Origin of the sequence: Aeromonas sp. JL9, assembly GCF_024436075.1 — a bacterium.
In the GTDB taxonomy this organism is placed as follows: domain Bacteria; phylum Pseudomonadota; class Gammaproteobacteria; order Enterobacterales; family Aeromonadaceae; genus Aeromonas; species Aeromonas veronii.
Window position 1 is genome coordinate 218,745 of record NZ_JANFNV010000001.1, and the last position, 23,434, is coordinate 242,178.

19 protein-coding genes are annotated in these 23,434 nt (G+C 59.7%); 11 read left to right on the forward strand and 8 right to left on the reverse strand.

Annotated features, from left to right (window positions below):
• Window positions 1-28 precede the first annotated feature (28 nt).
• The 6 genes from NOM06_RS01025 to ruvX all read left to right on the forward strand — a co-directional run bounded on the left by NOM06_RS01025 (window position 29) and on the right by ruvX (window position 4,472).
• Window positions 29-556, forward strand: coding sequence for a SprT family zinc-dependent metalloprotease (locus NOM06_RS01025; RefSeq protein WP_058057891.1), 528 nt, complete (start codon window positions 29-31; stop codon window positions 554-556).
• Window positions 557-629: 73 nt separating this feature from the next.
• On the forward strand, window positions 630-1,334 hold the full coding sequence (locus NOM06_RS01030) for an endonuclease (RefSeq protein ID WP_255909241.1): 705 nt from the start codon (window positions 630-632) through the stop codon (window positions 1,332-1,334).
• A gap of 119 nt (window positions 1,335-1,453) precedes the next feature.
• Window positions 1,454-2,185, forward strand: coding sequence for a 16S rRNA (uracil(1498)-N(3))-methyltransferase (rsmE, locus tag NOM06_RS01035; RefSeq protein ID WP_075114978.1), 732 nt, complete (start codon window positions 1,454-1,456; stop codon window positions 2,183-2,185).
• A gap of 114 nt (window positions 2,186-2,299) precedes the next feature.
• Window positions 2,300-3,250: a glutathione synthase gene (gene gshB / locus NOM06_RS01040; RefSeq protein ID WP_040066605.1), complete on the forward strand. Its 951-nt coding sequence runs from the start codon at window positions 2,300-2,302 to the stop codon at window positions 3,248-3,250.
• Window positions 3,251-3,451: 201 nt separating this feature from the next.
• On the forward strand, window positions 3,452-4,006 hold the full coding sequence (locus tag NOM06_RS01045; RefSeq protein ID WP_042010750.1) for a YqgE/AlgH family protein: 555 nt from the start codon (window positions 3,452-3,454) through the stop codon (window positions 4,004-4,006).
• A gap of 43 nt (window positions 4,007-4,049) precedes the next feature.
• The gene (gene ruvX / locus NOM06_RS01050; RefSeq protein ID WP_005343821.1) at window positions 4,050-4,472 is read left to right on the forward strand and encodes a Holliday junction resolvase RuvX; all 423 of its coding nucleotides are present in this window, start codon (window positions 4,050-4,052) and stop codon (window positions 4,470-4,472) included.
• Between the two features lie 60 nt (window positions 4,473-4,532).
• On the opposite strand, the gene dtpB is transcribed toward ruvX, so the two are convergent.
• From dtpB to ampC, 4 genes are all read right to left on the reverse strand, one after another.
• A complete protein-coding gene (dtpB, locus tag NOM06_RS01055; RefSeq protein WP_110303287.1) occupies window positions 4,533-6,038 on the reverse strand; it encodes a dipeptide/tripeptide permease DtpB in 1,506 nt (501 codons plus the stop codon).
• Between the two features lie 720 nt (window positions 6,039-6,758).
• Window positions 6,759-7,721, reverse strand: coding sequence for an HTH-type transcriptional regulator YidZ (yidZ, locus tag NOM06_RS01060; RefSeq protein ID WP_110303288.1), 963 nt, complete (start codon window positions 7,719-7,721; stop codon window positions 6,759-6,761).
• Between the two features lie 8 nt (window positions 7,722-7,729).
• Window positions 7,730-8,911, reverse strand: coding sequence for an MFS transporter (locus NOM06_RS01065; protein WP_110303289.1), 1,182 nt, complete (start codon window positions 8,909-8,911; stop codon window positions 7,730-7,732).
• Window positions 8,912-9,205: 294 nt separating this feature from the next.
• Entirely contained in the window at window positions 9,206-10,354 is a 1,149-nt protein-coding gene (ampC, locus tag NOM06_RS01070; protein ID WP_110303290.1) for an FOX/MOX family class C beta-lactamase, read from the reverse strand.
• A gap of 212 nt (window positions 10,355-10,566) precedes the next feature.
• Between ampC and NOM06_RS01075 the strand changes: the two genes are divergently transcribed.
• The 3 genes from NOM06_RS01075 to NOM06_RS01085 are packed head-to-tail and all read left to right on the forward strand — an operon-like array spanning window position 10,567 to window position 14,484.
• Complete coding sequence (locus tag NOM06_RS01075; protein WP_110303291.1) at window positions 10,567-11,487, forward strand: MoxR family ATPase; 921 nt, start codon at window positions 10,567-10,569, stop codon at window positions 11,485-11,487.
• Window positions 11,487-12,482: a DUF58 domain-containing protein gene (locus NOM06_RS01080; RefSeq protein ID WP_110303292.1), complete on the forward strand. Its 996-nt coding sequence runs from the start codon at window positions 11,487-11,489 to the stop codon at window positions 12,480-12,482. The genes NOM06_RS01075 and NOM06_RS01080 overlap by 1 nt, the downstream gene beginning before the upstream one ends.
• Complete coding sequence (locus NOM06_RS01085) at window positions 12,469-14,484, forward strand: DUF3488 and transglutaminase-like domain-containing protein (RefSeq protein WP_255909243.1); 2,016 nt, start codon at window positions 12,469-12,471, stop codon at window positions 14,482-14,484. Before NOM06_RS01080 ends, NOM06_RS01085 begins: the two co-directional genes overlap by 14 nt.
• 62 nt (window positions 14,485-14,546) lie before the next feature.
• On the opposite strand, the gene NOM06_RS01090 is transcribed toward NOM06_RS01085, so the two are convergent.
• Entirely contained in the window at window positions 14,547-15,977 is a 1,431-nt protein-coding gene (locus NOM06_RS01090; RefSeq protein ID WP_013724018.1) for a sodium:alanine symporter family protein, read from the reverse strand.
• A gap of 701 nt (window positions 15,978-16,678) precedes the next feature.
• Here NOM06_RS01090 and tal point away from each other — a divergent pair.
• A complete protein-coding gene (gene tal, locus NOM06_RS01095) occupies window positions 16,679-17,629 on the forward strand; it encodes a transaldolase (RefSeq protein WP_255909245.1) in 951 nt (316 codons plus the stop codon).
• A gap of 160 nt (window positions 17,630-17,789) precedes the next feature.
• The gene (locus NOM06_RS01100) at window positions 17,790-17,972 is read left to right on the forward strand and encodes a DUF3545 family protein (RefSeq protein ID WP_005338547.1); all 183 of its coding nucleotides are present in this window, start codon (window positions 17,790-17,792) and stop codon (window positions 17,970-17,972) included.
• A 287-nt stretch (window positions 17,973-18,259) separates the two neighbouring features.
• Here the strand turns inward: NOM06_RS01100 and accA are convergent, their stop codons facing one another.
• Genes accA through rnhB form a run of 3 tightly spaced genes read right to left on the reverse strand, consistent with a single transcriptional unit; the run spans window position 18,260 to window position 23,334 of the window.
• Window positions 18,260-19,210: an acetyl-CoA carboxylase carboxyl transferase subunit alpha gene (accA, locus tag NOM06_RS01105; protein ID WP_005338549.1), complete on the reverse strand. Its 951-nt coding sequence runs from the start codon at window positions 19,208-19,210 to the stop codon at window positions 18,260-18,262.
• 15 nt (window positions 19,211-19,225) lie between these two features.
• The gene (gene dnaE, locus NOM06_RS01110; protein WP_255909247.1) at window positions 19,226-22,705 is read right to left on the reverse strand and encodes a DNA polymerase III subunit alpha; all 3,480 of its coding nucleotides are present in this window, start codon (window positions 22,703-22,705) and stop codon (window positions 19,226-19,228) included.
• A gap of 38 nt (window positions 22,706-22,743) precedes the next feature.
• Window positions 22,744-23,334, reverse strand: a complete 591-nt coding sequence (gene rnhB / locus NOM06_RS01115) for a ribonuclease HII (protein WP_255909249.1) — start codon at window positions 23,332-23,334, stop codon at window positions 22,744-22,746.
• Window positions 23,335-23,434: the final 100 nt, after the last annotated feature.

Below are 23,434 nucleotides of genomic sequence, written 5' to 3' on the forward strand. Positions count from 1 at the left end.
TGCTTATCCGCTATCTGACGAGATGTTGATGTCTGCCACCCCTGCCCAGCTTGTCGCCCTGCTGCAACAACGCGTAGAAGCCTGTTTTGTGCAGGCCGAGGCGCGCCTTGGCCGCACCTTCCCCCGCCCGCGGATCTACTGCAATATGCGGGGCCGGGCGGCAGGATCGGCGCGGCTGCAAACCTGGGAGCTGCGCTTCAACCCTGCCCTCTATCAGGCCAACCAGCAGGCGTTTCTGGATGAGGTGGTGCCCCACGAGGTGGCCCATCTGCTGGTACACGCCCTGTGGGGAGAAGGACGTGGCAAAAGCCGGGTCTTGCCCCACGGCCGCCAGTGGCAATCGGTAATGCGGGAGGTATTCGGCCTTGAGCCCAGAACCACCCACAGCTTCGATCTGGCGGTACTGGCCCAGCGCACCGTGCCCTATCGCTGTCACTGCCAGCAGCATCAACTGTCGATACGCCGCCACAACAAGGTGGTGCGCGGCGAGGCCCGCTACCACTGCCGCCGCTGCAAGCAACCGCTGGAGCGGGAACGGCCGGAGCCAGAGCAGTAAGCCAGCTTGTGTCGCGCCCCTGTGGTAGGGTGCCCGCCATCGTTCGTCAATCACCCCGTTTGCAAGGAATCCCATGCGTTTCATCTCCTCCCTCGCCCTGACCCTGCTGGCCGGTTTGCCGCTGCTCAGCCCCCCCCTGCACGCCCAGACCTTTCGTGAAGCCAAGCAGGATCTGGTGAAGCTCTATCGCAGCCAGCCTGCGGTCACCACCTTCTACTGCGGCTGCGACATCGACTATCAGGGCAAGAAAATGAGCCCGGATCTCGCCAGTTGCGGCTATGAGCCGCGCAAGCAGGCCAAGCGCGCCGCCCGCATCGAGTGGGAACACGTGGTCCCCGCCTGGGAGTTCGGCCACCAGCTGCAATGCTGGCAGGATGGCGGTCGCAAGAACTGCGAAAAAGCGAGCCCCGAGTTCAACAAGATGGAGGGGGACATGCACAACCTCTTCCCCGCCATTGGCGAGGTGAACGGCGATCGGGCCAACTACCGCTTCTCCGACTGGAATGGCAAGCCGGATCAGTACGGCCAGTGCCAGATGCTGGTGGATTTCAAGGCTCGTCGGGTGCAGCCGCCCAAGGGGCCGGTACGGGGCCAGATTGCCCGCGCCTACCTCTACATGAGCCAGCAGTATGGGCTGCGTCTGGCAGCGCAACAGCGTAAACTGTTTGAAGCTTGGGATCGCCAGTACCCGGCAGAGGGCTGGGAGTGCGAGCGCAATCGCCGCATCGGCAAGCTGCAGGGCAATACCAATCCCTTTATTGAAAAACAGTGCCAATAACCCCATTTGAGCAGGGAGGGGGATCGCCCCTCCTACCATGAAACCCTTACCCACTGCCGCGTGCGCCTTGCTCGCCGCAGGATATAAAGGGTTTCCAAGCAAGAGACTGACAAGCAGCCATGCGCATTCCACGTATCTATGAACCGGCCACTCTGCAAGTTGGCCAGACCATCGCCCTGTCGGAAGACGGCGCCAACCATATCGGCCGGGTACTGCGCATGCAGCCGGGCCAGCAGCTCGAGCTGTTCAACGGCGATGGCAATCAATACCCCGCCACCATCACCAGCGTCGGCAAAAAGTCGGTGGAAGTGACCATCGACAGCTGCGACGTCCAATCAGTGGAGTCACCGCTGGCCATCCACCTCGGTCAGGTGATCAGCCGTGGCGACAAGATGGACTTCACCATCCAGAAATCGGTGGAGCTGGGCGTCACCTGCATCACCCCACTCTTCTCCGAGCGCTGCGGCGTCAAGCTGCCGGCCGATCGGCTGGAGAAGAAGCGCGAACAGTGGCAGAAGGTGGTGATCAGCGCCTGCGAACAGTGCGGCCGCAACGTGGTGCCAGAGGTGCGCATGCCGATGGAGCTGGACGCCTGGCTGGCGGAAGAGACCAAGGAGCTCAAGCTCAACCTGCACCCGCGCGCTGAGTACAGCATCAACACCCTGCCCGTTCCCGAGCACGGCGTGCGCCTGCTGATTGGCCCGGAGGGGGGATTGTCGAGCGACGAGATCGCCCGTACCGTGCAGGAAGATTTCAAAGAGATGCTGCTGGGGCCGCGGGTGCTGCGCACCGAAACCGCCGCCCTGACTGCGATTACTGCGCTGCAGTGCCGCTTTGGCGATCTCGCTTGATACTATCGGCCGCATCAATCAGCCCCATGGCTGCATCGACGCAGCCGCAAGCGGCCGATTACGCTGCGCTAATCGACCCTACAACCCTATCGAGCCATTAAAAAGGAACAGCGGATGACCATTAAACTCGGCATCGTGATGGACCCCATCTCGGCCATCAACATCAAGAAAGATTCCAGCTTTGCCATGCTCGAAGAGGCGCAAAAGCGCGGCTATGAGCTCTTCTATCTGGAGATGAAGGATCTCTACATGGAAGCTGGTCGCGCCTTTGGCACCATGCGCCCGCTCACCGTCAAATATGACTATGCCGACTGGTACACCCTGGGCGAGGTGGTGGATCAGCCCCTCTCCAACCTCGATGTGATCCTGATGCGCAAGGATCCGCCGTTCGACACCGAATTTATCTACGCCACCTACATGCTGGAGCGGGCCGAGGATGAGGGTTGCCTTATCGTCAACAAGCCGCAGAGCCTGCGTGACGCCAACGAGAAGCTCTACACCGCCTGGTTTGCCGAGCACACCCCGACCACGCTGGTCACCCGCCGCGCCGACAAGCTGCGCGCCTTCCACGCCAAGCACAAAGACGTGATCCTCAAGCCGCTGGACGGCATGGGCGGCGCTTCCATCTTCCGCATGAAGGAAGATGACGCCAACGTCGGCGTGATTATCGAGACCCTGACCGCCCACGGCAGCCAGTACTGCATGGCGCAGACCTATCTGCCCGCCATCAAGGATGGCGACAAGCGGGTACTGGTAGTGGACGGTGAACCTGTTCCCTACTGCCTCGCCCGTATTCCGGCGCAGGGGGAGACCCGTGGCAATCTGGCGGCCGGTGGCCGTGGTGAAGCGCGCCCCCTGAGCGAAGCCGACTGGGCCATCGCCCGTGCGGTGGGCCCGACGTTGAAAGAGAAAGGCCTCATCTTCGTCGGTCTCGACATCATCGGCGATCGGCTGACCGAGATTAACGTCACCAGCCCGACCTGCATTCGCGAGATTGAAGCGGCCTTCGATGTGCACATCACCGGCATGCTGATGGATGCCATCGAGCGTCGGCTGGGCAAATAATCGCCAGGCAGGCTAACCGGCCTGTTCAGGGGTAACCCGTCCCTGACAAGCCCGGAAAAAGAGAGGGTGGCCCGGCGCCACCCTTTCTGTTTCAAGGCAATCCGGAAAGGGGCGGGATCTCGTCCAGCCCAAAAAGCGGTTTTTCCCATGGGGATCAACTGCCATAATTGACCTCAAATACCTTTGCACTATTTGGCCTCTATGCAAACACTGCAAAATCACTTCCTGCTTGCCATGCCAAGCCTGACGGATCCCTACTTCGAGCGCTCGCTGGTCTATCTGTGCGAGCACAACGAAGAGGGCGCCATGGGCTTGGTCGTCAACATTCCGGTCGAGATGTCGCTGGAAACCATGCTGACCCAGCTCAAGCTCAACCCGCCCAACAACCCGGAACTCAAGCAGCCGGTGCTGCAAGGGGGGCCGGTTCACGCCGATCGCGGCTTCGTGCTGCACAGCTTCCGCCCCGGCTTCAACTCCACCCTGCAGGTGGGGGATGAGATGATGGTGACCACCTCCAAGGATATTCTGGAAACCCTGGGTACGAGCGAGGCCCCTGCCCATTGGCTGGTGGCCCTTGGCTATGCCGGCTGGAGCGCCGGGCAGCTGGAGCAGGAGCTGGTGGATGGCGCCTGGCTGGTGATCCCCCCCAATCCGGCTCTGGTGTTCAAGACCCCCATTCACAAACGTTGGCAGCAAGCTGCCGCCAGCATAGGGGTGAACCCGGTTCACCTCTCCAGCGATATCGGCCACAGCTGATCGGCTGGCCCGCTCCGCTCTCTATTTAGAGGATTTATCAGTTATGTCATCACGCAGCATCATGGGCTTTGACTATGGCACCAAGAGCATTGGCGTCGCCATCGGTCAGGAGCTGACTGGCACAGCCCAGCCTCTGCGCGCCCTCAAGGCCAACGACGGCATCCCCAACTGGGACGAGATTGAGAAGCTGCTCAAGGAGTGGCAACCGGACCTGCTGGTGGTCGGCCTGCCGCTGAACATGGATGGCACCGATCAGGAGATCACGGTACGGGCCCGCAAATTCGGCAACCGGCTGCATGGCCGTTTCGGCAAGCCGGTGGAGTTCAAAGATGAGCGACTCACCACCACAGATGCCCGCGCCCGCCTGTTTGAGCGAGGCGGCTATCGCGCACTGGAGAAAGGCAGTGTGGACGGGGTATCGGCGCAGCTGATCGTCGAAGCCTGGATGGAAGAGCAGTACAACTAAGCCATCAACAGCAAGGCAAGGGTCACAGCCCTTGCCTTGTCTCGCACTATCCTCCCCTCATTACGCCTGTGATTGACCCGCGACCAGCCCCTCGGCCTCTGTCGGCGTCGCATTCATCATCCGGTTGAGCCAGGGCACCATCAGCCCCATCACTACCGCAATCAGCAAGGTCGCCATCCCGATCTTGCCAAACACGCCGGTGTAAATGGGCAAAGTTTGCAGCGGATCCGTCATCCCTTGCGGCACGGCGGTAAAGGTCGCCACATAGCCACCCAGCAGGGACGCCATCGCCTGAGTCAGGAACCACATTCCGAGAATGAAGCCCATCAGGCGTTGCGGCACCAGCGCGGCGACCATAGCCAGCCCCAGCGCACTGATCATCAGCTCGCCCAGACTCTGGAACAGGTAGATAAGCACCATAAACCAGGGGGAGGTAAGCCCCTGCTCATCGGCAAACCACCAGCCGGATGCCGCCGCCGTCAGAAAGCCCAGCGAGCAAAAGAACATCCCGAGGGTGAACTTGAGCGGCATGGTGAGATCCCGCCCCTTGCTGCCCATCCGGGTATAGATCATCGCGAGTACCGGGCTACCCAGCACCACCCAGAAGGGGTTGAGCGCCTGGAAGCTGATGGGGTTGACGCTCATGCCCAGCATTTCGTGGTGCATGTTGTTGATGGCAAAGAAGTTAAGCGAGGTCGGCATCTGGGCATACAGCACATAGAAGAGCACCGCCTCTAGCATCAGCACGAAGGCCACATACATCTTGTTGCGGCCCACTGTGTCGAGCCTGAATGCCTCGCGGAAGAAGAAGATCACCACGGCGATGGTCACCGTCATCAACACCATGTTGGCGATCACCACGTGGTGCATCAGCCAGGCACAGAAGAAGACCATGGCTACCGACCCCAATATAACCAGCAGCAGCTTGCTGTAATCGAGCGGCAGGTGATCCGGCTCGGAGCCAATATCCTTCACCATATTGCGGCAGGCAAAGAAGGTGAGCAGCGCAATAATCAGCCCCACCCCGCACAGGTTATAGGTCACGGTGTAGCCGTAGTGATCGGCAATCACCGGCGCGAGCGAGAGGGAAATAAGGGAGCCGATATTGATCGACATATAGAACAGGGTAAACGCCCCATCCAGCCTCGGATCTTTTGGCTGGTAGCATTTTGACAGCAGGCTGGCCGGGTTGGCCTTGAACAGACAGTTACCAACTGCAATGGTGCCCAGCGCATAGAAAATCAGGTCGGGATTGTAGATGGAGAGGCCGGTCATAAAGTAGCCTATCACCAGCACCACGGCCCCCAGCACCATGGTGCGCTTGGTGCCGAGCACATGGTCACCGACATAGCCACCAACCGAGATCAGGCCATATACCAGCGCCGAGAAGGCACCGAAGGTAATAAAGGATTGCTCTTGGGAAAATCCCAGTTGCTGCACAAAGAAAACCGCCAATATCCCCTGCACGCCGTAATAACCGAAGCGCTCCCAGAGTTCGACGAAAAATATCATAAAGAAGGGTTTGGGCTGTTGTAACAACCCGGTCGGTGCTGTTGCTGGACGCATATCAACCTGCCTTTGCTGAGATTTATTTTTATTAATCTGGTGGTGGCTACCGCACTATTTTTTTGCCCGCCATTGCTATAACGGAAAGCACAGTCAGCCTGCCAATCTGGCTATTTTCGGGTGCACGAGCCCCGTTCGATGAAAGGTGTTTTTCATCTAGCCGGTTTCAATTACGGGTTATCGGGGGATGGTGAGTGGCGTCTCCCAGTACAGTTACCGGCTCCGGGTTCTACCTTTGCTGCATCCCTTTACTCAAGCCGGTTTATCAACCTTGATGCTTATTCCCCTCTGCTCCGTCACTCATGGCTGGTGGCCAGATAGCCGGGGCATGGCACGGTCACAGACGACCTGTGGGGCTGGCTCACGCCGCGCTCTACTGGCAGTCACCCTACGCAGGCGCTATCTAACCCCGCCATTCCAAGGGGTGTCATGCTATATCACTGCAAATACAGGAACTTAATGGTCGATCACACTTTAAAAGTGACCATCAGTGAAGTTTTCTAATGAAACCACATGAATTTTTTTCGTGAAAATAGCTTCACTCGAGACGTGCAACCAAGGCCAATCTGTGCATAAAGAGAGTTGAATGAAACACCATATGAACCCGTGAACCCGCGCTTGGCACTTCAGTCGTGACAAAGCCCGCTCATCCGAGCGATGCGACAACAAAAAGCCGGAGCAGATGGCTCCGGCTGATCGATGCGCACCGTCACGCTCACATTAGCGTGGCGATTCGTCGTTGTAGAGTCGCCGGATCTCGTTGCGCAGCCACATCACCTTGGCATCCTGATTGTGCCGCTTGTGCCACAGCAGGATAAATGCGATCTCCAACTGCTGATAGAGTTTCTCCGGCAGTGGCAAGGGCATGGCAATGAGGTTGGCATGGTGCTTGGCCGCATACCCCCCGCAGTAGGAAGGAGCCACCGCAATCAGTTCGTGGCTCGACTGGGAGGCAATATGCAGCGCCTGCTCGAAGCTGGAGACCATGATGGGCACCTCCCGCTTCAACCCCTCATCTTCCAGCAGACTGTCGAGAGCCCAGGTATCGTTCGCTTCCCACACCATGCTGATCTGGGGGCAGGCCAGAAAGTTCTCCAGCGACCACTTCTGCTCGAGCAAGGGGTGATCCTTGCGCAGAAAAACCACCGGGCGATCGGTGAACAGCACCTCATGATCGATGTAATAAGGCAAGCGGTTGACCTTGGCCAGAGAGCGGCCATGGGTCTCGCGGGCACAAAAGCCGAGATCTGCATCGCCATTGACGATGTCGTTGAGGGAGTGGTGATCCCACCCCAGCATCCTGACCACCGAGTTGGGGTACTTCTGGTAGATGGTCATGGGCAGATCGCTCAGGAAGCTGATGTAGAAGGGGGACTCCATCACCAGCGTGAAGTGGGCACCGTCGGGGATCGCCTCGCTATTGAGCGAGGTGATGCTGTCGGTGAGCTGGAACCAGACCTTCAGCTCCTCCTCCAGAGTCAGGGAGAGGTTGGTCGGCTGCAACCCCTGCCGCACCCGCACAAACAGGGGATCGTCAAACCACTCCCGCAATTTGGCCAGAGACTTGCTCACCGCCGACGGAGTGACACAGAGCTTTTTGGCCGCCCCTGCCACACTGCGCTCCTGCATCAGGTACTTGAACACCACCAGCAGGTTCAAATCGAGTTCACCCAGATTGCGCATATTCCCTCTCATCTTCCATCGCCCTGCGACCGCGCTTCACGAAGCGCGAGCCATGGTACCAGCCCTTTGACGGCCAGATAACTGAGCAGTGCCAGCAGCAAGGCATAGATCAGCATCTCGGTCGGGGCAAAGCCAAGTTGACCCAGCAGCCAGATATAGAGGCCGGAGAGGCTGATCTGCATGATGCAGAGCACGGCGCTGGCAAAGGCCACATTATGCTGACAACCGTCGAGAGCCTCCCCCATCGCCACCCCGAAGCCACAGGAGAAGCCGACACAGACCAGCGCAAACCCCGGCAGCAACAGATGGATATCGCCCCCCGCCTGCCAGCTGCCGAGCAGTGAGCACGCTGCCAGCAGATAGGAGAGATGAGACACCGCCAGCACCTTCTGTTTGCCCAGCCAGCGCAACAGCAGGGGCGTCAGGAAGGAGGTGGACATACTCACGCCGGCCATCACCATCATCACGATGGAATACTGCTCGGTGGTGAAGCCAAGATCCTTCATCAGGATCAGCGGCGAGACGCTGACATAGACCAGAATAGAGGTCACGCTGGCACTGGTCAGCAAGGAGAGCAGCATAAAACGCGGCGAACACAGCAGGGCAAAGGGCAGCGCTGCGCCACTGCCCGGTTGCCGGGCTGGACGGGTTTCCTTGAGCAGCAGCAGATTGACCAGACCGCTGACGACAGCCACCAGCGCCATCGTCATGAAGATCCCGCGCCAGTCAAAATGGGACAGGATGAGGTAACCGAGCACAGGCGCCAGCACCGGGATCACGCAGATCACCCCGTTAATCATCGAGAGCGCCATCGCCAACCGCTCCTGACTCAGCACATCCCGCAGCACGGTAAAGGTCATAATATAGAGCGCCCCCGCCCCGACTCCCTGCCAGAAACGGCCGAAATAGAACTGGCCAATCCCCTCCGCATTGCCTGCCACCAGCGAGGCAAGGACAAAAATCAGCGCGCCCCCGAGCACCACCCAGCGCCGCCCGTAGCGATCGGCAATCATCCCCCCCAGCAGCACGGTGGCCGCCATACCGAACAGATAGATAGAGAAGGCGGTGTGGATCTGCGCCTCGCTCGCCTGCAGGGCATCGGCAATCTGGGGCACAGCGACCAGATAGAGATCGATCCCGACCGGATAGAGGATGATCATCAGAAAAGTGCACAGCAGAAAAGTTCTCATGGAGGCTCCGTAGCAAAAATCTGGCCCTTGTTCGGCCAAAAGCGCGGCAAACAGCAGGCAAGCGGGTGACTATGTGGAGCACTATAGGGGGGGGCTACCACCACACCTAGTGAAGAGATAGCGATCGATACATTCCAAATTGGAAATATTGTTTCTGCCGATGTGTGATTAAGGCAACTTGATGGACAAGCCGCCGGGCAGAAGAGCACCGTGAGCTGAGTAAAAATAAACGCGATAAAAAGTGCGCCGGGCAATCCCGGCGCACTTGCTTGCGATAAAACGCTGCCCCCGTGATTAGTCAGCCAGCTTGCTCAAAATGGCGTAGGCCGCCTTGACCCGGGCATCGTTGGGATAGTTGCGGTTGGCCAGCATGACGATGCCAATCCCCTTGGCCGGGACAAAGGCAGCATAGGCACCAAAGCCGTTGGTCGATCCCGTCTTGTTGTAGAGCCGCTGCTCCCCCATATCTTTGGGCGCGGCAAAGCGTTCTACCGGATTGGCCTTGTAGCTCACCGCCGGCGAGTTGCCCGCCAGCAGCGCCTGCTCGGTGACGGGATAGGCATAACTCTCCCAACCCAACCCCTGGGTCATCTCTCCTACCGAGAAGAAACCGGTGTGAGTCATGGCAATGGCCTGCTGCATGGTTGCGTCACCGCGCCTAGTCATGTTGGCCTCGACAAACTTGATGAAATCTGCCGAGCTGGTCTTGATGCCATAAGCCTCGTCAGCCAGCACTCCCGGATTGACCCGGATCGGTTTCTCCTCTTTGGCATAGCCGTAGGCGTAATCGCCCATGGCTGCCGCAGGCACCTTGAGGTAGGTGTGGACAAGGCCGAGCCCCGGCAACAGGGTCTGGCTCATCAGCTGCTCGAAGGGTTGGCCCAGAGAGCTCGCAGCCAGATAGCCGAACAGACCTATGCTGGGGTTGGAGTACTCCCGCTGGGTACCGGCGGCAAAGAGCGGCGTCCACTGGCGGTAGTAGGCTTGCATCTTCTCTGCCGAGTCGACCGCATCGGGGAACTGCAGGGGCAAGCCGCCAGCACTGTAGGTGGCAAGATCGGCCATGGTCACACCATCAAAGGCAGAGCCTTTCAGCCAGGCTGCGTGCTGGCTCACCTTGTCATCCAGCTTGAAGCCCCCCTTGAGCACAGCGTAGGCGCCGAGGGTCGCGGTCAGGGTCTTGCTGACAGAGCCGATTTCAAACAGGGTCTGCTCGCTGACGCGCTGACCACTCTCCCGGTTGGCAACGCCATAGTTGAAGTAGTGGGCCTTGCCATCTTTCAGTACGGCAACCGCCATTCCCGGGATCCGGTACTCCTTGAGCACGGGTTGAATGGCGCCGTCCACGATGGCGGTGAGAGGAGCATCCTGTGCAGCAGAAGCGAATGAAGAAATCAGCAGGGAACCCAGCGTCAGCAGCGAGAGAGTTGTTGGTTGTTTCATGACATCTGTCTTGTGGTGAGTTGAAAAGTGCATCATAAGGACGCTTGGTGAGCTGAGCGTGAACAACTGTGAAGTCGGTGTGAAGTCATTGAAAAAACGGGCCATTTCTATGGTTTTACGGCGTACTGAGCCCGCCCTGAGCGACTGGCGTATAAGCTGTAGGAGCCAAAATAGAGAAGCAAGATACGGACAAGCCGAAAGCGGGAGGAATAGTGAAATCACAGGAACAGATCACGGCGGTGCTGACGGCGCTGGAACAGGTGATTCTGGGTAAACCGCTGCAGCTCAAGGTTGCACTGGTCACCCTGCTGGCGCGCGGTCATCTGCTGATCGAGGATCTGCCCGGTATGGGCAAAACCACCCTGGCCCACGCGCTGGCACAGGTACTGGGGCTGGCATGCCGGCGGATGCAGTTCACCGCCGATCTGCTCCCCGCCGACCTGCTGGGGTTGCAGATCTTTGACCCCCAGCAGCAAACATTTCGCTTTCACCCCGGCCCCATCTTCACCAAGGTACTGCTGGCGGACGAGCTCAACCGCGCCAGCCCCAAAGTACAAAGCGCCCTGCTGGAGGCGATGGCAGAGGGCAAGGTGAGCATTGAGGGGAATACGCATCCCCTCCCCGATCCGTTTTTCGTCATCGCCACCCAGAACCCGGCGGATCAGGCGGGCACCTATCCACTGCCGGAGTCCCAACTCGACCGCTTCGCCGTGCGACTCTCGCTGGGTTTTCCGCCGCGAGAGGCGGAGCGCCAGTTGCTGCGCGGCAACCAGCCGACTGGCCCGTTGCCCGCCATGCTGAATGCCGCCGAGCTGACTGCCCTGCAAGCGGAAGGTGATGCTATCCATGTTTCCGATGCCACCCTCGACTACCTGCTGGCGCTGGTGCACCAGAGCCGCTTTGATGGGGATCTGCCACAGCCCCTCTCCCCCCGTGCAGCCCAGACCTTGCTGGCGGTGAGCCGGGCCTGGGCGCTGGTAGCGGGACGGCGCTTCGTCACGGTGGAGGATGTGCAGGCAGTCTTCCCCTATGTGGCCGAGCATCGGCTGCGGGGCAGCTTTGGCGTACAGCACGGTGAAGCCTGTCCCCTTAGCCAGCGATTGCTGGCCCGGGTCGATCCGGACAATCCCTGATGAGCAAATTGCTAAACCGTTGGCAGCAGTGGCGAGCCCGCTGGCAGCGGCGCTGGCTCGACCGCCGCATTCCTCCGGCCCGCCAGATAACGCTGGGACCGAGAACCCTCTTTATTCTCCCCACCCGCATGGGGCTGCTCTATCTGCTGGTGCTGCTCGTCATCTATCTGCTCGGCACCAACTACCAGAACAATCTGGTGCTGCTGCTGGCCTACTGCCTCGGCAGCCTGTTTATGGCCGCCATGTGGCTTACACACCGCAACCTGTTGGGGCTGGAACTGCTGGGTGGGCCGCTGGTGCTGGGGGAAGCGGGTAGCCAGCTACCTATCCGTATCTTGGTGCAGAGCACGCGCCCGGTGCAGGCGCTCCGGTTTAGCCTCAACGAAGGCACCCTCTGGCTGGCACAGGCCGACGCTGTGCCCAGCACAGTTATCCTGCCAGTATCGGGCTCGCGCCGTGGGCCACTGCACCTTGGTCGATTGCGGGTCGAGAGCCGCTACCCTCTCGGCCTGTTTCGCTGCTGGTCCCTGCTGGACTTGCAACTGGAGGGCTGGCTCGCCCCCAAACCGATGTTCGGGGCGCTAAGAGGGGAACATGCGACCGAAAGCGAGGGACATCAAGGCCAGCCCGCTCCAGCCACTCTCGGTGACTTTGATACCCTGCGGACACATCAGGCCGGTGAACCACTGAGCCGGGTCGCCTGGAAGCAACTTGCCCAGGGGCGCGGCCTGCTGACCAAGCAGTTCCATGAACCGCAGCAGGATGACACTCACCTCACCTTGCAGCGGGTCGCGGGCGGGGATCTGGAGCAGCGGCTGGCGGTGCTGGCCTGGTGGTGCGCCGATTACGGCAAGCGGGGTATCCCCTTCACCCTGACGCTGGCAAACCAGACGCTGGGGCCCGATAGTGGCGCCGCCTTTGTGCAGCGCTGCCTGCTGGCACTGGCCCAGTTCGATGCCACACCACCGAAGAGCACGCCCGATGCTGCTCGATAACCGCCGCCTGTTGCCACTCATCGCCCTGCAACAGCTGCTGCTGGTCGCGGCGCTCTGGCCCCAACTGCAACTCTGGGTAGTGGCAGTGGGCGCCATCACCCTCGGCCTCCGGGCCATTATGCTGTGGCGCGGCTGGCAGCCCCTGCCTGCCCGCTGGTTAGCGCTGCTGGCCATCACAACTGTGCTGTTGCTGGGACTACAGTGGCGTGGCTTGGGCACCCTGCCTACCCTTATCAATCTGCTCTGGCTCGGCTATAGCCTCAAGATGATCGAGGTACGGCGCGAGCGGGATATCGAGCAGGTGCTGCTGCTCGCCTTCTTTCTGATCGCGCTGGCGCTGGTGCAGCGACAGAGCATCGGCTGGACGGCCGGAATGACAATAGCGCTCTGGCTGGCAGTGACCGCGCTGGTGGCCGCCGTCGCCCCCGAACAGAAACGGCCTTGGCGCAGCGCGGGTGGCGCCCTGCTGCTGGCGCTTCCCCTGCTCATCACCCTGTTTTTGCTGCTGCCAAGGCTGCCGCCCCTCTGGCAGATGCCCACCACCAGCCGCGCCCTGTCGGGCCTCTCGGAAGAGCTGGCCCCCGGCGAGATCAGCGAACTGGTCAACTCCTCGGAACTGGCGTTTCGGGTCACCTTTGCCGATGGCCCACCCCCTGCCCGCGAGCGCTATTTTCCGGTGATGCGCCAAGAAGTTTTCGATGGTCAGCGCTGGTTGCTGAGCCCCGAGGTCAAAGCATGGCAGCAGACAGTGCCGGTGCAAACCGGGCTCACCCTTCTGGCATCCTCTTCTCAGGCCAACACTCAACAGGCAGATAGCCCGTTACCCGCCGGGAGCTACGAGGTGATCGCCGAGCCCCAGCGTCACCGCTGGGCCTTTGCCCTGAGTGCCCCCCGCCTGCTGGCGGGCCCGGTGCTGCTTACCCCTCTCGACACCCTCTATCGGCAGGGAAGCGGCGAAGTGGCGATCCGCTATCGCATTGGCCGCGGCGAAGCGCAGCCCGAGGATGACAGCCAAGCCGCCCAGCACAACCTGCAACTGCCAGCCGGGGGCAACCCGAGAGCGCGTGCCCACGGCCAGGCGCTGGCTGCGCGCCATCCGGATCGCGCAGCGCTGGTCGCCGCTCTGCTCGCGCAGTTTCGCAGCCAATCCTATTACTACACCCTGACCCCGCCACAACTTGGCAGTGAAGGGGTAGATGAGTTCCTGTTCGATACCAAGCAGGGCTTTTGCGGCCACTACGCCATGGCGACCACTTTCGTGCTGCGCGCTGCCGGTATTCCGGCACGGCTGGTCACCGGTTATCTCGGCGGCGAGTGGAATCCCACGGGCAACTATCTGGCGGTACACCAGTTCGATGCTCATGCCTGGGTGGAGTATCTCGATGAAGGAGGAACATGGCGGCGAATCGACCCCACGGCGGCAGTGGCACCGGAGCGCATTGAAGGCGGCGTGAGGGAGGCGCTAAGCGACGAGTTTACCGCTGCCGACCCCCTCGCTTTGCAGCGTTATCACAACTGGGCCCTGCTCAATCAGCTGCGCTGGTGGGGCAACAATATCGACTACCAGTGGAGTCGCTGGGTGATTGGTTACGATGCGGGCCAACTCTGGCAACAAATCGGCCTACGCTGGCCCGCACTGGCGAGGCACACTCCCTGGTTGATCCTCGCCAGCCTGATGCTGGTCGCTCTGCTGGTGAGCCTGCCCCTGCTGTTGCCCGCCCGCCTGCCGCCAGAGCGGCGCATCTGGCAGCCCCTGCTCAAACGGGGTAAACGCAGCGGCTACCTACCCCAGCCCGCCGAGAGCATGGGGGCATGGTGCGAGCGGCTGGCACGGCTGCGTCCCGACCTTGCCCACTCCCTGCTAAAGAGTGCGTGGCTCTATCGACTCTGGCGTTATGCCCCCCTCAGCGAACGGCAACAAGGGCGCTGCTGGCACCAGTTGCGACGGCGTATCAGGCAACTCGTTCGGCGCTGGGATCAACAGCCAACGAGTGCACCATAAAAGAAGGGGGAGCCACCGCCTCCCCCTTCAGGTTTTAATCAAGAGGTTTGATTCACCGCTTGTTACTTTTTGGTCGGATTGTCCCAGATCCCCTCTTCCAGCTGGGAGCGGATCTCGGGGTATTTGTTGGCATCGAAGGTGGGTACCTTGCCCAGCCGGAGCTGGTCGTTGTAATCCTTCGCCAGCTTGATGGCGACGCTGGAGAGCAGCAGGATCGCCACCAGGTTGACGATGGCCATCAGTCCCATGGAGACATCCGCCATCGCCCACACAATCGGCAACTCACCCACGGCACCGAACATCACCATCCCCAGCACGAACACCCGGAACAGCATCAGGCCGCCCTTGTGGTTGTGCTCGAGGAACACCAGATTGGTCTCGGCATAGGAGTAGTTCGCCACGATAGAGGTGAAGGCAAAGAAGAAGATGGCCGCCGCAATGAAGATGTTGCCACCGCTGCCAATCTGGGAGGAGAGCGCCCGCTGGGTCAGCTCGACACCGGTCACGCCGGATCCCGGCTCAAACTGACCGGACATCAGGATGATGGCGGCGGTACAACTGCAGATGACGATAGTGTCCATAAAGACCCCCAGCATCTGCACATACCCCTGGGAGGCCGGGTGCGGCGGATAGGGCGTGGCAGTCGCTGCCGCGTTGGGCGCAGAGCCCATCCCCGCTTCGTTGGAGAAGAGACCGCGCTTGATACCGTTGATCATCGCCTGGGAGATGGCATAACCCAGCGCACCAGAGCCTGCCTGCTCAATCCCAAAGGCAGACTTGATGATCAGCATGAAGACATGGGGCAACTCGGTGATGTTCATCGCCACGATCACCAGCGCCAGCAGGATATAAGCCAGTGCCATAAAGGGCACCACCAGCTCGGCAAAACGGGCGATGCCACGAATGCCGCCGAAGATAATCAGGCCAGAGAGCGCCACCAGCGCCAGACCGCTGACCCAGTCAGGAATGCCAAACGCCACCTTCATCGCCAGACTGATGGAGTTGGCCTGCACCGCGTTGAACACCAGACCAAATGCCAGGATCAGGCAGAGCGAGAAGACCACCCCCATCCAGCGCATGCCAAGGCCTTTCTCCATGTAGTAGGCCGGGCCACCACGGTAGTTGCCATCCTCATCCTTGACCTTGTAGAGCTGGGCCAGGGTGCTTTCGACGAAGGCGGTCGCCATGCCGATAAAGGCAATCAGCCACATCCAGAAGATGGCACCGGGGCCACCCAGATAGATGGCGACAGCCACACCGGCCAGGTTGCCGGTGCCGACACGGGCGGCAAGGCTGGTACAGAGGGCCTGGAAAGAGGAGATGCCCGCGTTGTCCGATTTACGGCTGTTTTTCAGCACGGAAAACATGTGGCCAAAGTGACGGATCTGGATAAAACCCAGGCGGAAGGTGAAAAAGATACCGACCCCGATGAGCAGGTAGATGAGCACGGCTCCCCACATCAGGTCGTTTAGCATCGCAATCAAGGTGTCCATAATTCTCTCGTTGTTATTCACATCCATGGCCAGTCTGCGCTGACCGTTTTCTGTCTGTCGTTTAATTAGCGTTTCGCTAAAGGGGCGGAATCTAGCACAGCGGGAGAGCCCGGAATAGTGATCCCGGTCACGCGAGACACAAAAAACGAACGGTAAAAGCCCATAAAGCTCCATTTAAATCGCAAACTTTCAACAAACTCAATAATTCAATCAGACAGGCCACCATTAAGCCCCATAAGAGAACCATTTTGATATATCCCTGATGAGCTATCCGAAAACGCAAACGCTTGCATGAAATGGCTTTCAAACGGAGATATTTCGCCAAACGTTTTCGCTGTAATTAAATTTCAAGTACGTAGCGAGATAATTTATGTGATCGACGACACAAATATGGATATTGGCTAAAAAAGTTCAACTGAAAGCAAACCGGATCGAGGTCGGGAGGAAATGTAAAAAACCTTACTAATCATATAGTTTCAGGCCGTAAAACGGGATAACTCAACAGCCTGAATGTTTAACAACCAAGCGCCCCTATTGCAGGATGCAGCACATCAGTATTAATTAGGCAGGCAATGACGATGGGCCGCCCCCATCGCGCTTTTCTGAGCCTGAGGCACCAAGATCCTGTAATTTTATTTCAGAACCACCGTCTCAAGCCCGCAACCCAGGGATTACTCCCTCATTAAGAGATGATATTCGCTATGGCCGATAAATTAACCCAGCTGAAAGCCCTGACCACTGTTGTTGCCGACACCGGTGATATCGAAGCCATCAAACGCTATCAGCCCATCGATGCCACCACCAACCCCTCTCTGGTTCTGAAGGCCTCCGAGATCCCCGAGTACGCTCCGCTGATCGAAGACGCCATCAACTGGGCCAAAGCCCAGAGCCAGGACAAGGCACAGCAAATCATCGACGCGGGCGACAAGCTGGCCGTCAACATCGGTCTGGAAGTGCTGAAGATCGTTCCGGGCCGCATCTCTACCGAAGTGGATGCCCGTCTCTCCTTCGATACCGAAGCCAGCATCGCCAAGGCCCGCAAGCTGATCCGTCTCTACAACGAAGCGGGTATCAGCAACGACCGCATTCTGATCAAGTTGGCCTCCACCTGGGAAGGGATCCGTGCCGCCGAGGTACTGGAGAAAGAGGGTATCCAGTGCAACCTGACCCTGCTGTTCTCCTTCGCCCAGGCTCGTGCCTGTGCAGAAGCCGGTGCCTTCCTGATCTCCCCGTTCGTAGGCCGCATCCTCGACTGGTACAAGGCCAAAAATGGCCGTGATTATACCGCCAGCGAAGATCCGGGCGTGGTCTCCGTCACCTCCATCTACAACTACTACAAGCAGCACGACTACCCGACAGTGGTGATGGGCGCCAGCTTCCGCAACACCGGCGAGATCCTGGAACTGGCCGGTTGCGACCGCCTGACCATTGGCCCGGCCCTGCTGGAAGAGCTGAGCAAGACCGAAGGAACCGTGGTACGCAGACTGGACTACACCGGTGAGCGCAAGGCCAAACCGACTCCGATGACCGAAGCCGAATTCCGCTGGGAACTGAACCAGGACGCCATGGCTCACGAGAAGCTGGGCGAAGGCATCCGCATGTTTGCCATCGACCAAGGCAAGCTGGAAACCATGTTGGCAAGCCGCCTGTAATCGGTTCTTTTTTCTGATAAAAACCGGGCCCCTACCAAGGGGCCCGGTTTTTTTTCATGGGCTTTTTTAGCGCTGTCATAGAGTCGTCACGAAAACGTTTTAATTTCAGATTCGTTATGTTATACGGGTGGTGAAAACGATAAAAACCAAGGAGGGAGCCATGGAAATGTTCAACTTCGATTATGACGAAGTGGTTGAACTCGGTTCGCGTAGCCGCGGGACAACGGGAAAAAAACGTAAATGGCGTGAAATCGAGGCGTTGAAAGACAAACATCGCCTGCAGAAGGAGCTGCAATCCATCGATATCGCCTATGAAGGTCTTACAGACGAGATTGAACTGTAATACTGCCAGACACCTGTAAAAGCGCTCCGCACAGCCGGGGCGCTTTTTTATGCCGCAATCGGATGATCAAGCGGCTTGTCATGCCACCGCTAGCAATGCCAAAGGATGCTGCAGGCTAATGACAGCCATCACCAATAACATGGCATACCAACCCTGCCCCTCACCCGCGAAGACTGAGCTGTGCCGTTTCAGGGCACGTTGGGGCACTCACCTGAATTACAGAACAACCGCAATAAAAAGCCCCCGTCGCTGACGGGGGCCTGAATACTCGGGGCTGACGGCTGCGCTTAGCAGTAGCCGTAGCCCAGCAGACGCTGGTAACGCTGCTCCAGCAGTTGCTCGGTATCGAGCGGACGCAGTGCGTCCAGATCCTGCTTGATGCGGGCCTTGAGGTTTTTGGCCATCTTCTCCACATCGCGATGGGCACCGCCGAGGGGCTCGTCGATCACGTGGTCGATCAGCTTGAGCTCTTTCAGACGCTGGGCAGTGATCCCCATCGCTTCGGCAGCCACGGAGGCCTTGTCAGCGCTCTTCCACAGGATGGAGGCACACCCTTCCGGCGAGATGACGGAGTAGGTGGAGTACTGCAGCATGTTGACGCGGTCACCCACGCCAATGGCAAGCGCACCACCGGAGCCACCCTCACCGATCACGGTGCAGACCACCGGCACGGTCAGACCGGCCATCACTTTCAGGTTGCGGGCAATCGCTTCGGACTGGCCACGCTCTTCGGCACCGACGCCGGGGTAAGCGCCCGGGGTGTCAATAAAGGTGATGATCGGCATCTTGAAGCGCTCGGCCATCTCCATCAGACGCAGGGCCTTGCGGTACCCTTCCGGACGCGGCATGCCGAAGTTGCGCTTGATCTTCTCTTTGGTCTCGCGACCCTTCTGATGACCAATCACCATCACCGGCTCACCGTCGAGACGGGCGATGCCGCCGACGATAGCCTTGTCATCGGCATAGGCGCGATCGCCAGCCAACTCGTCGAAATCGGTGAAGATATGCTCGATATAGTCAAAGGTGTAGGGGCGCTGGGGATGACGCGCCATCTGGGATACCTGCCAGGCACCCAGATCACCGAAGATCTTCTTGGTCAGCTCTTCGTTTTTCTTCTCCAGCCGGCGGATCTCGTCTTTCAGATCCACGGCGTGATTGCCTTCACTCACATGTTTGAGTTCATCAATCTGCGCCTGCAACTCGGCAATCGGCTGTTCAAAATCCAGAAAAAGACTCATAGGGCCTTAGAACCTCTAATCAAAAACCAATTCAACCCGCTCTCGTCCAAGCAGGACTCGCAAGTCATCTATCAGTTGATCGGTGGGCGTCACCCGCCACTCGGTACCGAGCGTCAATCGCACCCGGGAGCCGGGGCGACGATAGTTTACCTGAACCGGACAGACTCCGGCACGGGCGGGCTCCAAAATCTCGCACAAACGCGGGAAAAAGCGATCATCAATCCGCTGTTCATCGAGGGAGATGCGGATTGCTCTGGCAAAACGCTCCCTCGCATCGTTGATATCCAGTAATTCTCGAGCCAACATTTTAAGGCCACCGGAGAAGTCATCAAAGCTGACCTGTCCAGAAACCACCAAAATGCGGTCTTTTTGCATCAATTCTTCATATTTTTCCAGTGCTTCACTGAACAGGGTCACATCGAGGCGACCGGAACGGTCGTCCAGGGTGAAGATCCCCATCTTGTTGCCACGCTTGGTTACCATGCTGCGGGCCGCGATCACCAGCCCCGCCGCCGTGGTCACGGTATCGCGGGAGGTGGGATGCAGATCGCACAGGCGACCCGAGGTATAACGACGCAATTCGCTGCTGTACTGGTTGATGGGGTGGCCGGTGAGATAGAGCCCGAGGGTCTCGCGCTCCCCTTCCAGCCACACCTTGTCAGGCCAGTGCGGCACGTTGGCAAACGCCTTTTTGACGTCGTCAATCTCTTCGGTGAGCACGCCGAACATGTCGACCTGCCCCACTGCCTGCGCCTTGGCGTGCTGCTCGGCGGCCCGCATCGCCTCCTCCAGGGTCGCCATCAGGGCGGCGCGGTGGGGGCCGAGCCGATCCATGGCGCCGGAGAGGATCAGCTTCTCCATCACCCGCTTGTTGAGCTTCTTGATGTCGACCCGGTTGCAGAAGTCGAACAGATCGCGGAATGGGCCGTCCTGATCCCGTGCGCTCAAGATCGCATCGATGGGGCCTTCACCCACCCCTTTCACCGCCCCGATCCCGTAGACGATATGGCCATCTTCGTTGACCGAGAAGCGATAGCGGCCAGTGTTCACATCCGGCGGGATCACGGTGAGCCCCATCCGCTGACACTCGTCCACCAGAGTCACGATCTTGTCGGTGTTGTCCATATCGGCGGTCATAACCGCCGCCATGAACTCGGCCGGGAAGTGTGTCTTGAGCCAGAGGGTCTGGTAGGAGACCAACGCATAGGCGGCGGAGTGGGATTTGTTAAAGCCGTAGCCCGCAAACTTCTCCACCAGATCGAAGATCTTCATCGCCAGTTCGCCGTCGACGCCATTTTTGACGGCGCCCTCCTCGAAACCGGCTCGCTGCTTGGCCATCTCCTCGGGCTTTTTCTTACCCATCGCCCGGCGCAGCATGTCTGCGCCACCGAGCGTGTAGCCAGCCAGGGTCTGGGCGATCTGCATCACCTGCTCCTGATAGAGGATGATGCCGTAGGTCGGTTCCAGAATCGGTTTCAGGCTCTCGTGCTGCCACTTCTCGTCCGGATAGGAGATCGCTTCATTACCGTGCTTGCGGTCGATGAAGTTATCCACCATGCCTGACTGGAGCGGGCCCGGTCGGAACAGGGCCACCAGTGCGATCATGTCTTCGAAGCAGTCGGGGCGCAGCCGCTTGATGAGATCCTTCATGCCGCGGGATTCCAGCTGGAATACCGCGGTGGTCTCGTAGCGCTGCAGCAGGTCAAACGACTTCTTGTCATCGATAGGGATGGCGGCGATATCGACCGGCGGCTTGCCCTCTTTGGCAAGACGCGGGTTTATCATGCCGAGCGCCCAGTCGATGATGGTGAGCGTTCGCAGACCCAGGAAGTCGAACTTCACCAGGCCGGCGTATTCCACGTCGTTCTTGTCGAACTGGGTGACCGGGTGATGGCCTTCGTCATCGCAGTAGAGCGGCGCAAAGTCGGTGATCTTGGTGGGTGCGATCACCACGCCACCGGCATGTTTACCGGCGTTGCGCACCACCCCTTCCAGGCGGCGGGCCATGTCGATGAGGTCTTTGACCTCCTCATCCTGCTCGTAGAGCTCGGGCAGCTTGGGCTCGGCCTCAAATGCCTTGGCCAGCGTCATGCCCGGATCCGGCGGGATCAGCTTGGAGATGCGATCCACAAAGCCGTAGGCATGGCCCAGCACCCGGCCCACATCCCGCACCACCGCCTTGGCCGCCATGCTACCGAAGGTGATGATCTGGGAGACCGCATCCCGGCCATACATGTCGGAGACGTGCTCGATCACCTCGTCGCGTCGGTCCATGCAGAAGTCGACGTCGAAGTCGGGCATGGATACCCGCTCGGGGTTCAGGAAACGTTCGAACAGCAGGTCAAATTCCAGCGGGTCGAGGTCAGTGATCTTGAGGGCGTAGGCCACCAGAGAGCCCGCCCCCGAGCCCCGGCCAGGGCCAACGGGAATGCCGTTGTCCTTGGACCACTGGATAAACTCCATCACGATGAGGAAGTAACCCGGGAAGCCCATCTGGTTAATCACTTTCAGCTCGATGTCGAGACGCTCGTCATACTCGGGACGACGCTCGGCCCGCACTTGCGGATCCGGGAACAGGAACTCGAGACGCTCCTCCAGACCCTCTTTCGATTTGGCCACCAGAAAATCTTCTGTGGTCATGTCGCCGGTCGGGAAGTTGGGCAGGAAGTACTCGCCAAGACGCACCGTCACGTTGCAGCGCTTGGCGATCTCCACCGTGTTTTCCAGCGCCTCGGGAATGTCGGCAAACAGCTCCGCCATCTCCTCCTGGCTGCGCAGGTACTGCTGGGGGCTGTAGCGACGGGGGCGGCGTTTGTCCATCAAGGTATAGCCATCGTGGATGGCAACCCGGATCTCGTGGGCGTCGAAGTCATCGGCGTTGAGGAACACCACCTCGTTGGTGGCGACCACAGGCAGCTCGAACTCGGTGGCGATGGCCACCGCCATGTGCAGGTAGACCTCTTCGTCGGGTCGACCGGTACGCAGCAGTTCGAGGTAGTAGGCATCGGGGAAGTGGGTCTGATAGAAGGCGACGCACTGCTCGGTCATCTGCCGGTTGCCCTTGAGCAGGAACTTGCCCACATCCCCCTCGCGCCCGCCGGAGAGGACGATCACCCCCTTGGCATGCTCGGCGAGCCAGCTCTTGTCGATAACCGGACGCCCCTGCACGTGGCCGCGCTGGTAACCGCGGGAAATAAGCAGGGTGATGTTCTGGTAGCCGTCGTTATCCATGGCGAGCAGGGTGAGACGGAACTGCTCGTCGCCGAGCTCATCGCTCTGCACCCAGAAGTCGGCACCGACGATGGGTTTGATCCCCTTGCCGTGGGCTGCGCCATAGAAGCGCACCAGACCACACATGTTCATCTGATCGGTCAGCGCCAGCGCCGGCATGTTGTTGGCCGCCGCCGCCCCGACGATGGGGTTGATCTTCTGCAGGCCATCGACCATGGAGAAGTCGGAGTGGACTCGCAGGTGGATAAAACGGGGGTCAGCCATCGTCATCTCCTCTCGCTGCTCAAACTAAATGGCATGGTCTACTCGATCCCCAGTGCGCGACGCACCGGCTTGAAGCTCTTGCGATATTCGGGCAACGGGCCACGCTCGGCCAGAATGGCGAGGTGCTCCGCAGTCGGATAACCCTTGTGGCGGGCAAAGCCGTACTCGGGATGACGGCTGTCCAGCTCGGTCATCTCCGCATCTCGGGTCACCTTGGCGAGGATAGAGGCGGCGCTGATGGCGGCCACCAGGCTATCGCCCTTGACCACGGCACGCGCTTCCATCGGCAATGCAGGGCAGCGGTTGCCATCGATAAAGACCAGCTCGGGGGTGACCTTCAACCCCGCCACGGCTCGCTGCATCGCCAGCATGGTGGCATGCAGGATGTTGAGCTCGTCCATCTCCTCCGGAGTGGCGCGACCGATGGACCAGGCGAGCGCTTTCTCTTTGATCTCGTCAAACAGCGCCAGCCGCTTCTTCTCGGAGAGCTTTTTGGAGTCGTTGAGCCCCGCGATCGGATTAGCGGGATCGAGAATGACCGCAGCGGTGACCACGTCACCCACCAGGGGGCCACGGCCCACTTCGTCCACACCGGCAACCAGCTTGTCGTCAGGAATATCGATCATCATCTTGTAGCCTTGAATCAAAACAGGCCCCGTGGGGCCTGACAGGGGTCGACTGGCGCGACATCACCGCTCGGAAAACGGATTAACGGGCTGCGCGGCGCAA

Bases quoted from the DNA above. Each gene is read 5' to 3' on its own strand.
- NOM06_RS01025 (WP_058057891.1), top strand. From the start codon at position 29: ATGTCTGCCACCCCTGCCCAGCTTGTCGCCCTGCTGCAACAACGCGTA.
- NOM06_RS01030 (WP_255909241.1), top strand. From the start codon at position 630: ATGCGTTTCATCTCCTCCCTCGCCCTGACCCTGCTGGCCGGTTTGCCG.
- rsmE (WP_075114978.1), top strand. From the start codon at position 1,454: ATGCGCATTCCACGTATCTATGAACCGGCCACTCTGCAAGTTGGCCAG.
- gshB (WP_040066605.1), top strand. From the start codon at position 2,300: ATGACCATTAAACTCGGCATCGTGATGGACCCCATCTCGGCCATCAAC.
- NOM06_RS01045 (WP_042010750.1), top strand. From the start codon at position 3,452: ATGCAAACACTGCAAAATCACTTCCTGCTTGCCATGCCAAGCCTGACG.
- ruvX (WP_005343821.1), top strand. From the start codon at position 4,050: ATGTCATCACGCAGCATCATGGGCTTTGACTATGGCACCAAGAGCATT.
- dtpB (WP_110303287.1), bottom strand. From the start codon at position 6,038: ATGCGTCCAGCAACAGCACCGACCGGGTTGTTACAACAGCCCAAACCC.
- yidZ (WP_110303288.1), bottom strand. From the start codon at position 7,721: ATGCGCAATCTGGGTGAACTCGATTTGAACCTGCTGGTGGTGTTCAAG.
- NOM06_RS01065 (WP_110303289.1), bottom strand. From the start codon at position 8,911: ATGAGAACTTTTCTGCTGTGCACTTTTCTGATGATCATCCTCTATCCG.
- ampC (WP_110303290.1), bottom strand. From the start codon at position 10,354: ATGAAACAACCAACAACTCTCTCGCTGCTGACGCTGGGTTCCCTGCTG.
- NOM06_RS01080 (WP_110303292.1), top strand. From the start codon at position 11,487: ATGAGCAAATTGCTAAACCGTTGGCAGCAGTGGCGAGCCCGCTGGCAG.
- NOM06_RS01085 (WP_255909243.1), top strand. From the start codon at position 12,469: ATGCTGCTCGATAACCGCCGCCTGTTGCCACTCATCGCCCTGCAACAG.
- NOM06_RS01090 (WP_013724018.1), bottom strand. From the start codon at position 15,977: ATGGACACCTTGATTGCGATGCTAAACGACCTGATGTGGGGAGCCGTG.
- tal (WP_255909245.1), top strand. From the start codon at position 16,679: ATGGCCGATAAATTAACCCAGCTGAAAGCCCTGACCACTGTTGTTGCC.
- NOM06_RS01100 (WP_005338547.1), top strand. From the start codon at position 17,790: ATGGAAATGTTCAACTTCGATTATGACGAAGTGGTTGAACTCGGTTCG.
- accA (WP_005338549.1), bottom strand. From the start codon at position 19,210: ATGAGTCTTTTTCTGGATTTTGAACAGCCGATTGCCGAGTTGCAGGCG.
- dnaE (WP_255909247.1), bottom strand. From the start codon at position 22,705: ATGGCTGACCCCCGTTTTATCCACCTGCGAGTCCACTCCGACTTCTCC.
- rnhB (WP_255909249.1), bottom strand. From the start codon at position 23,334: ATGATGATCGATATTCCTGACGACAAGCTGGTTGCCGGTGTGGACGAA.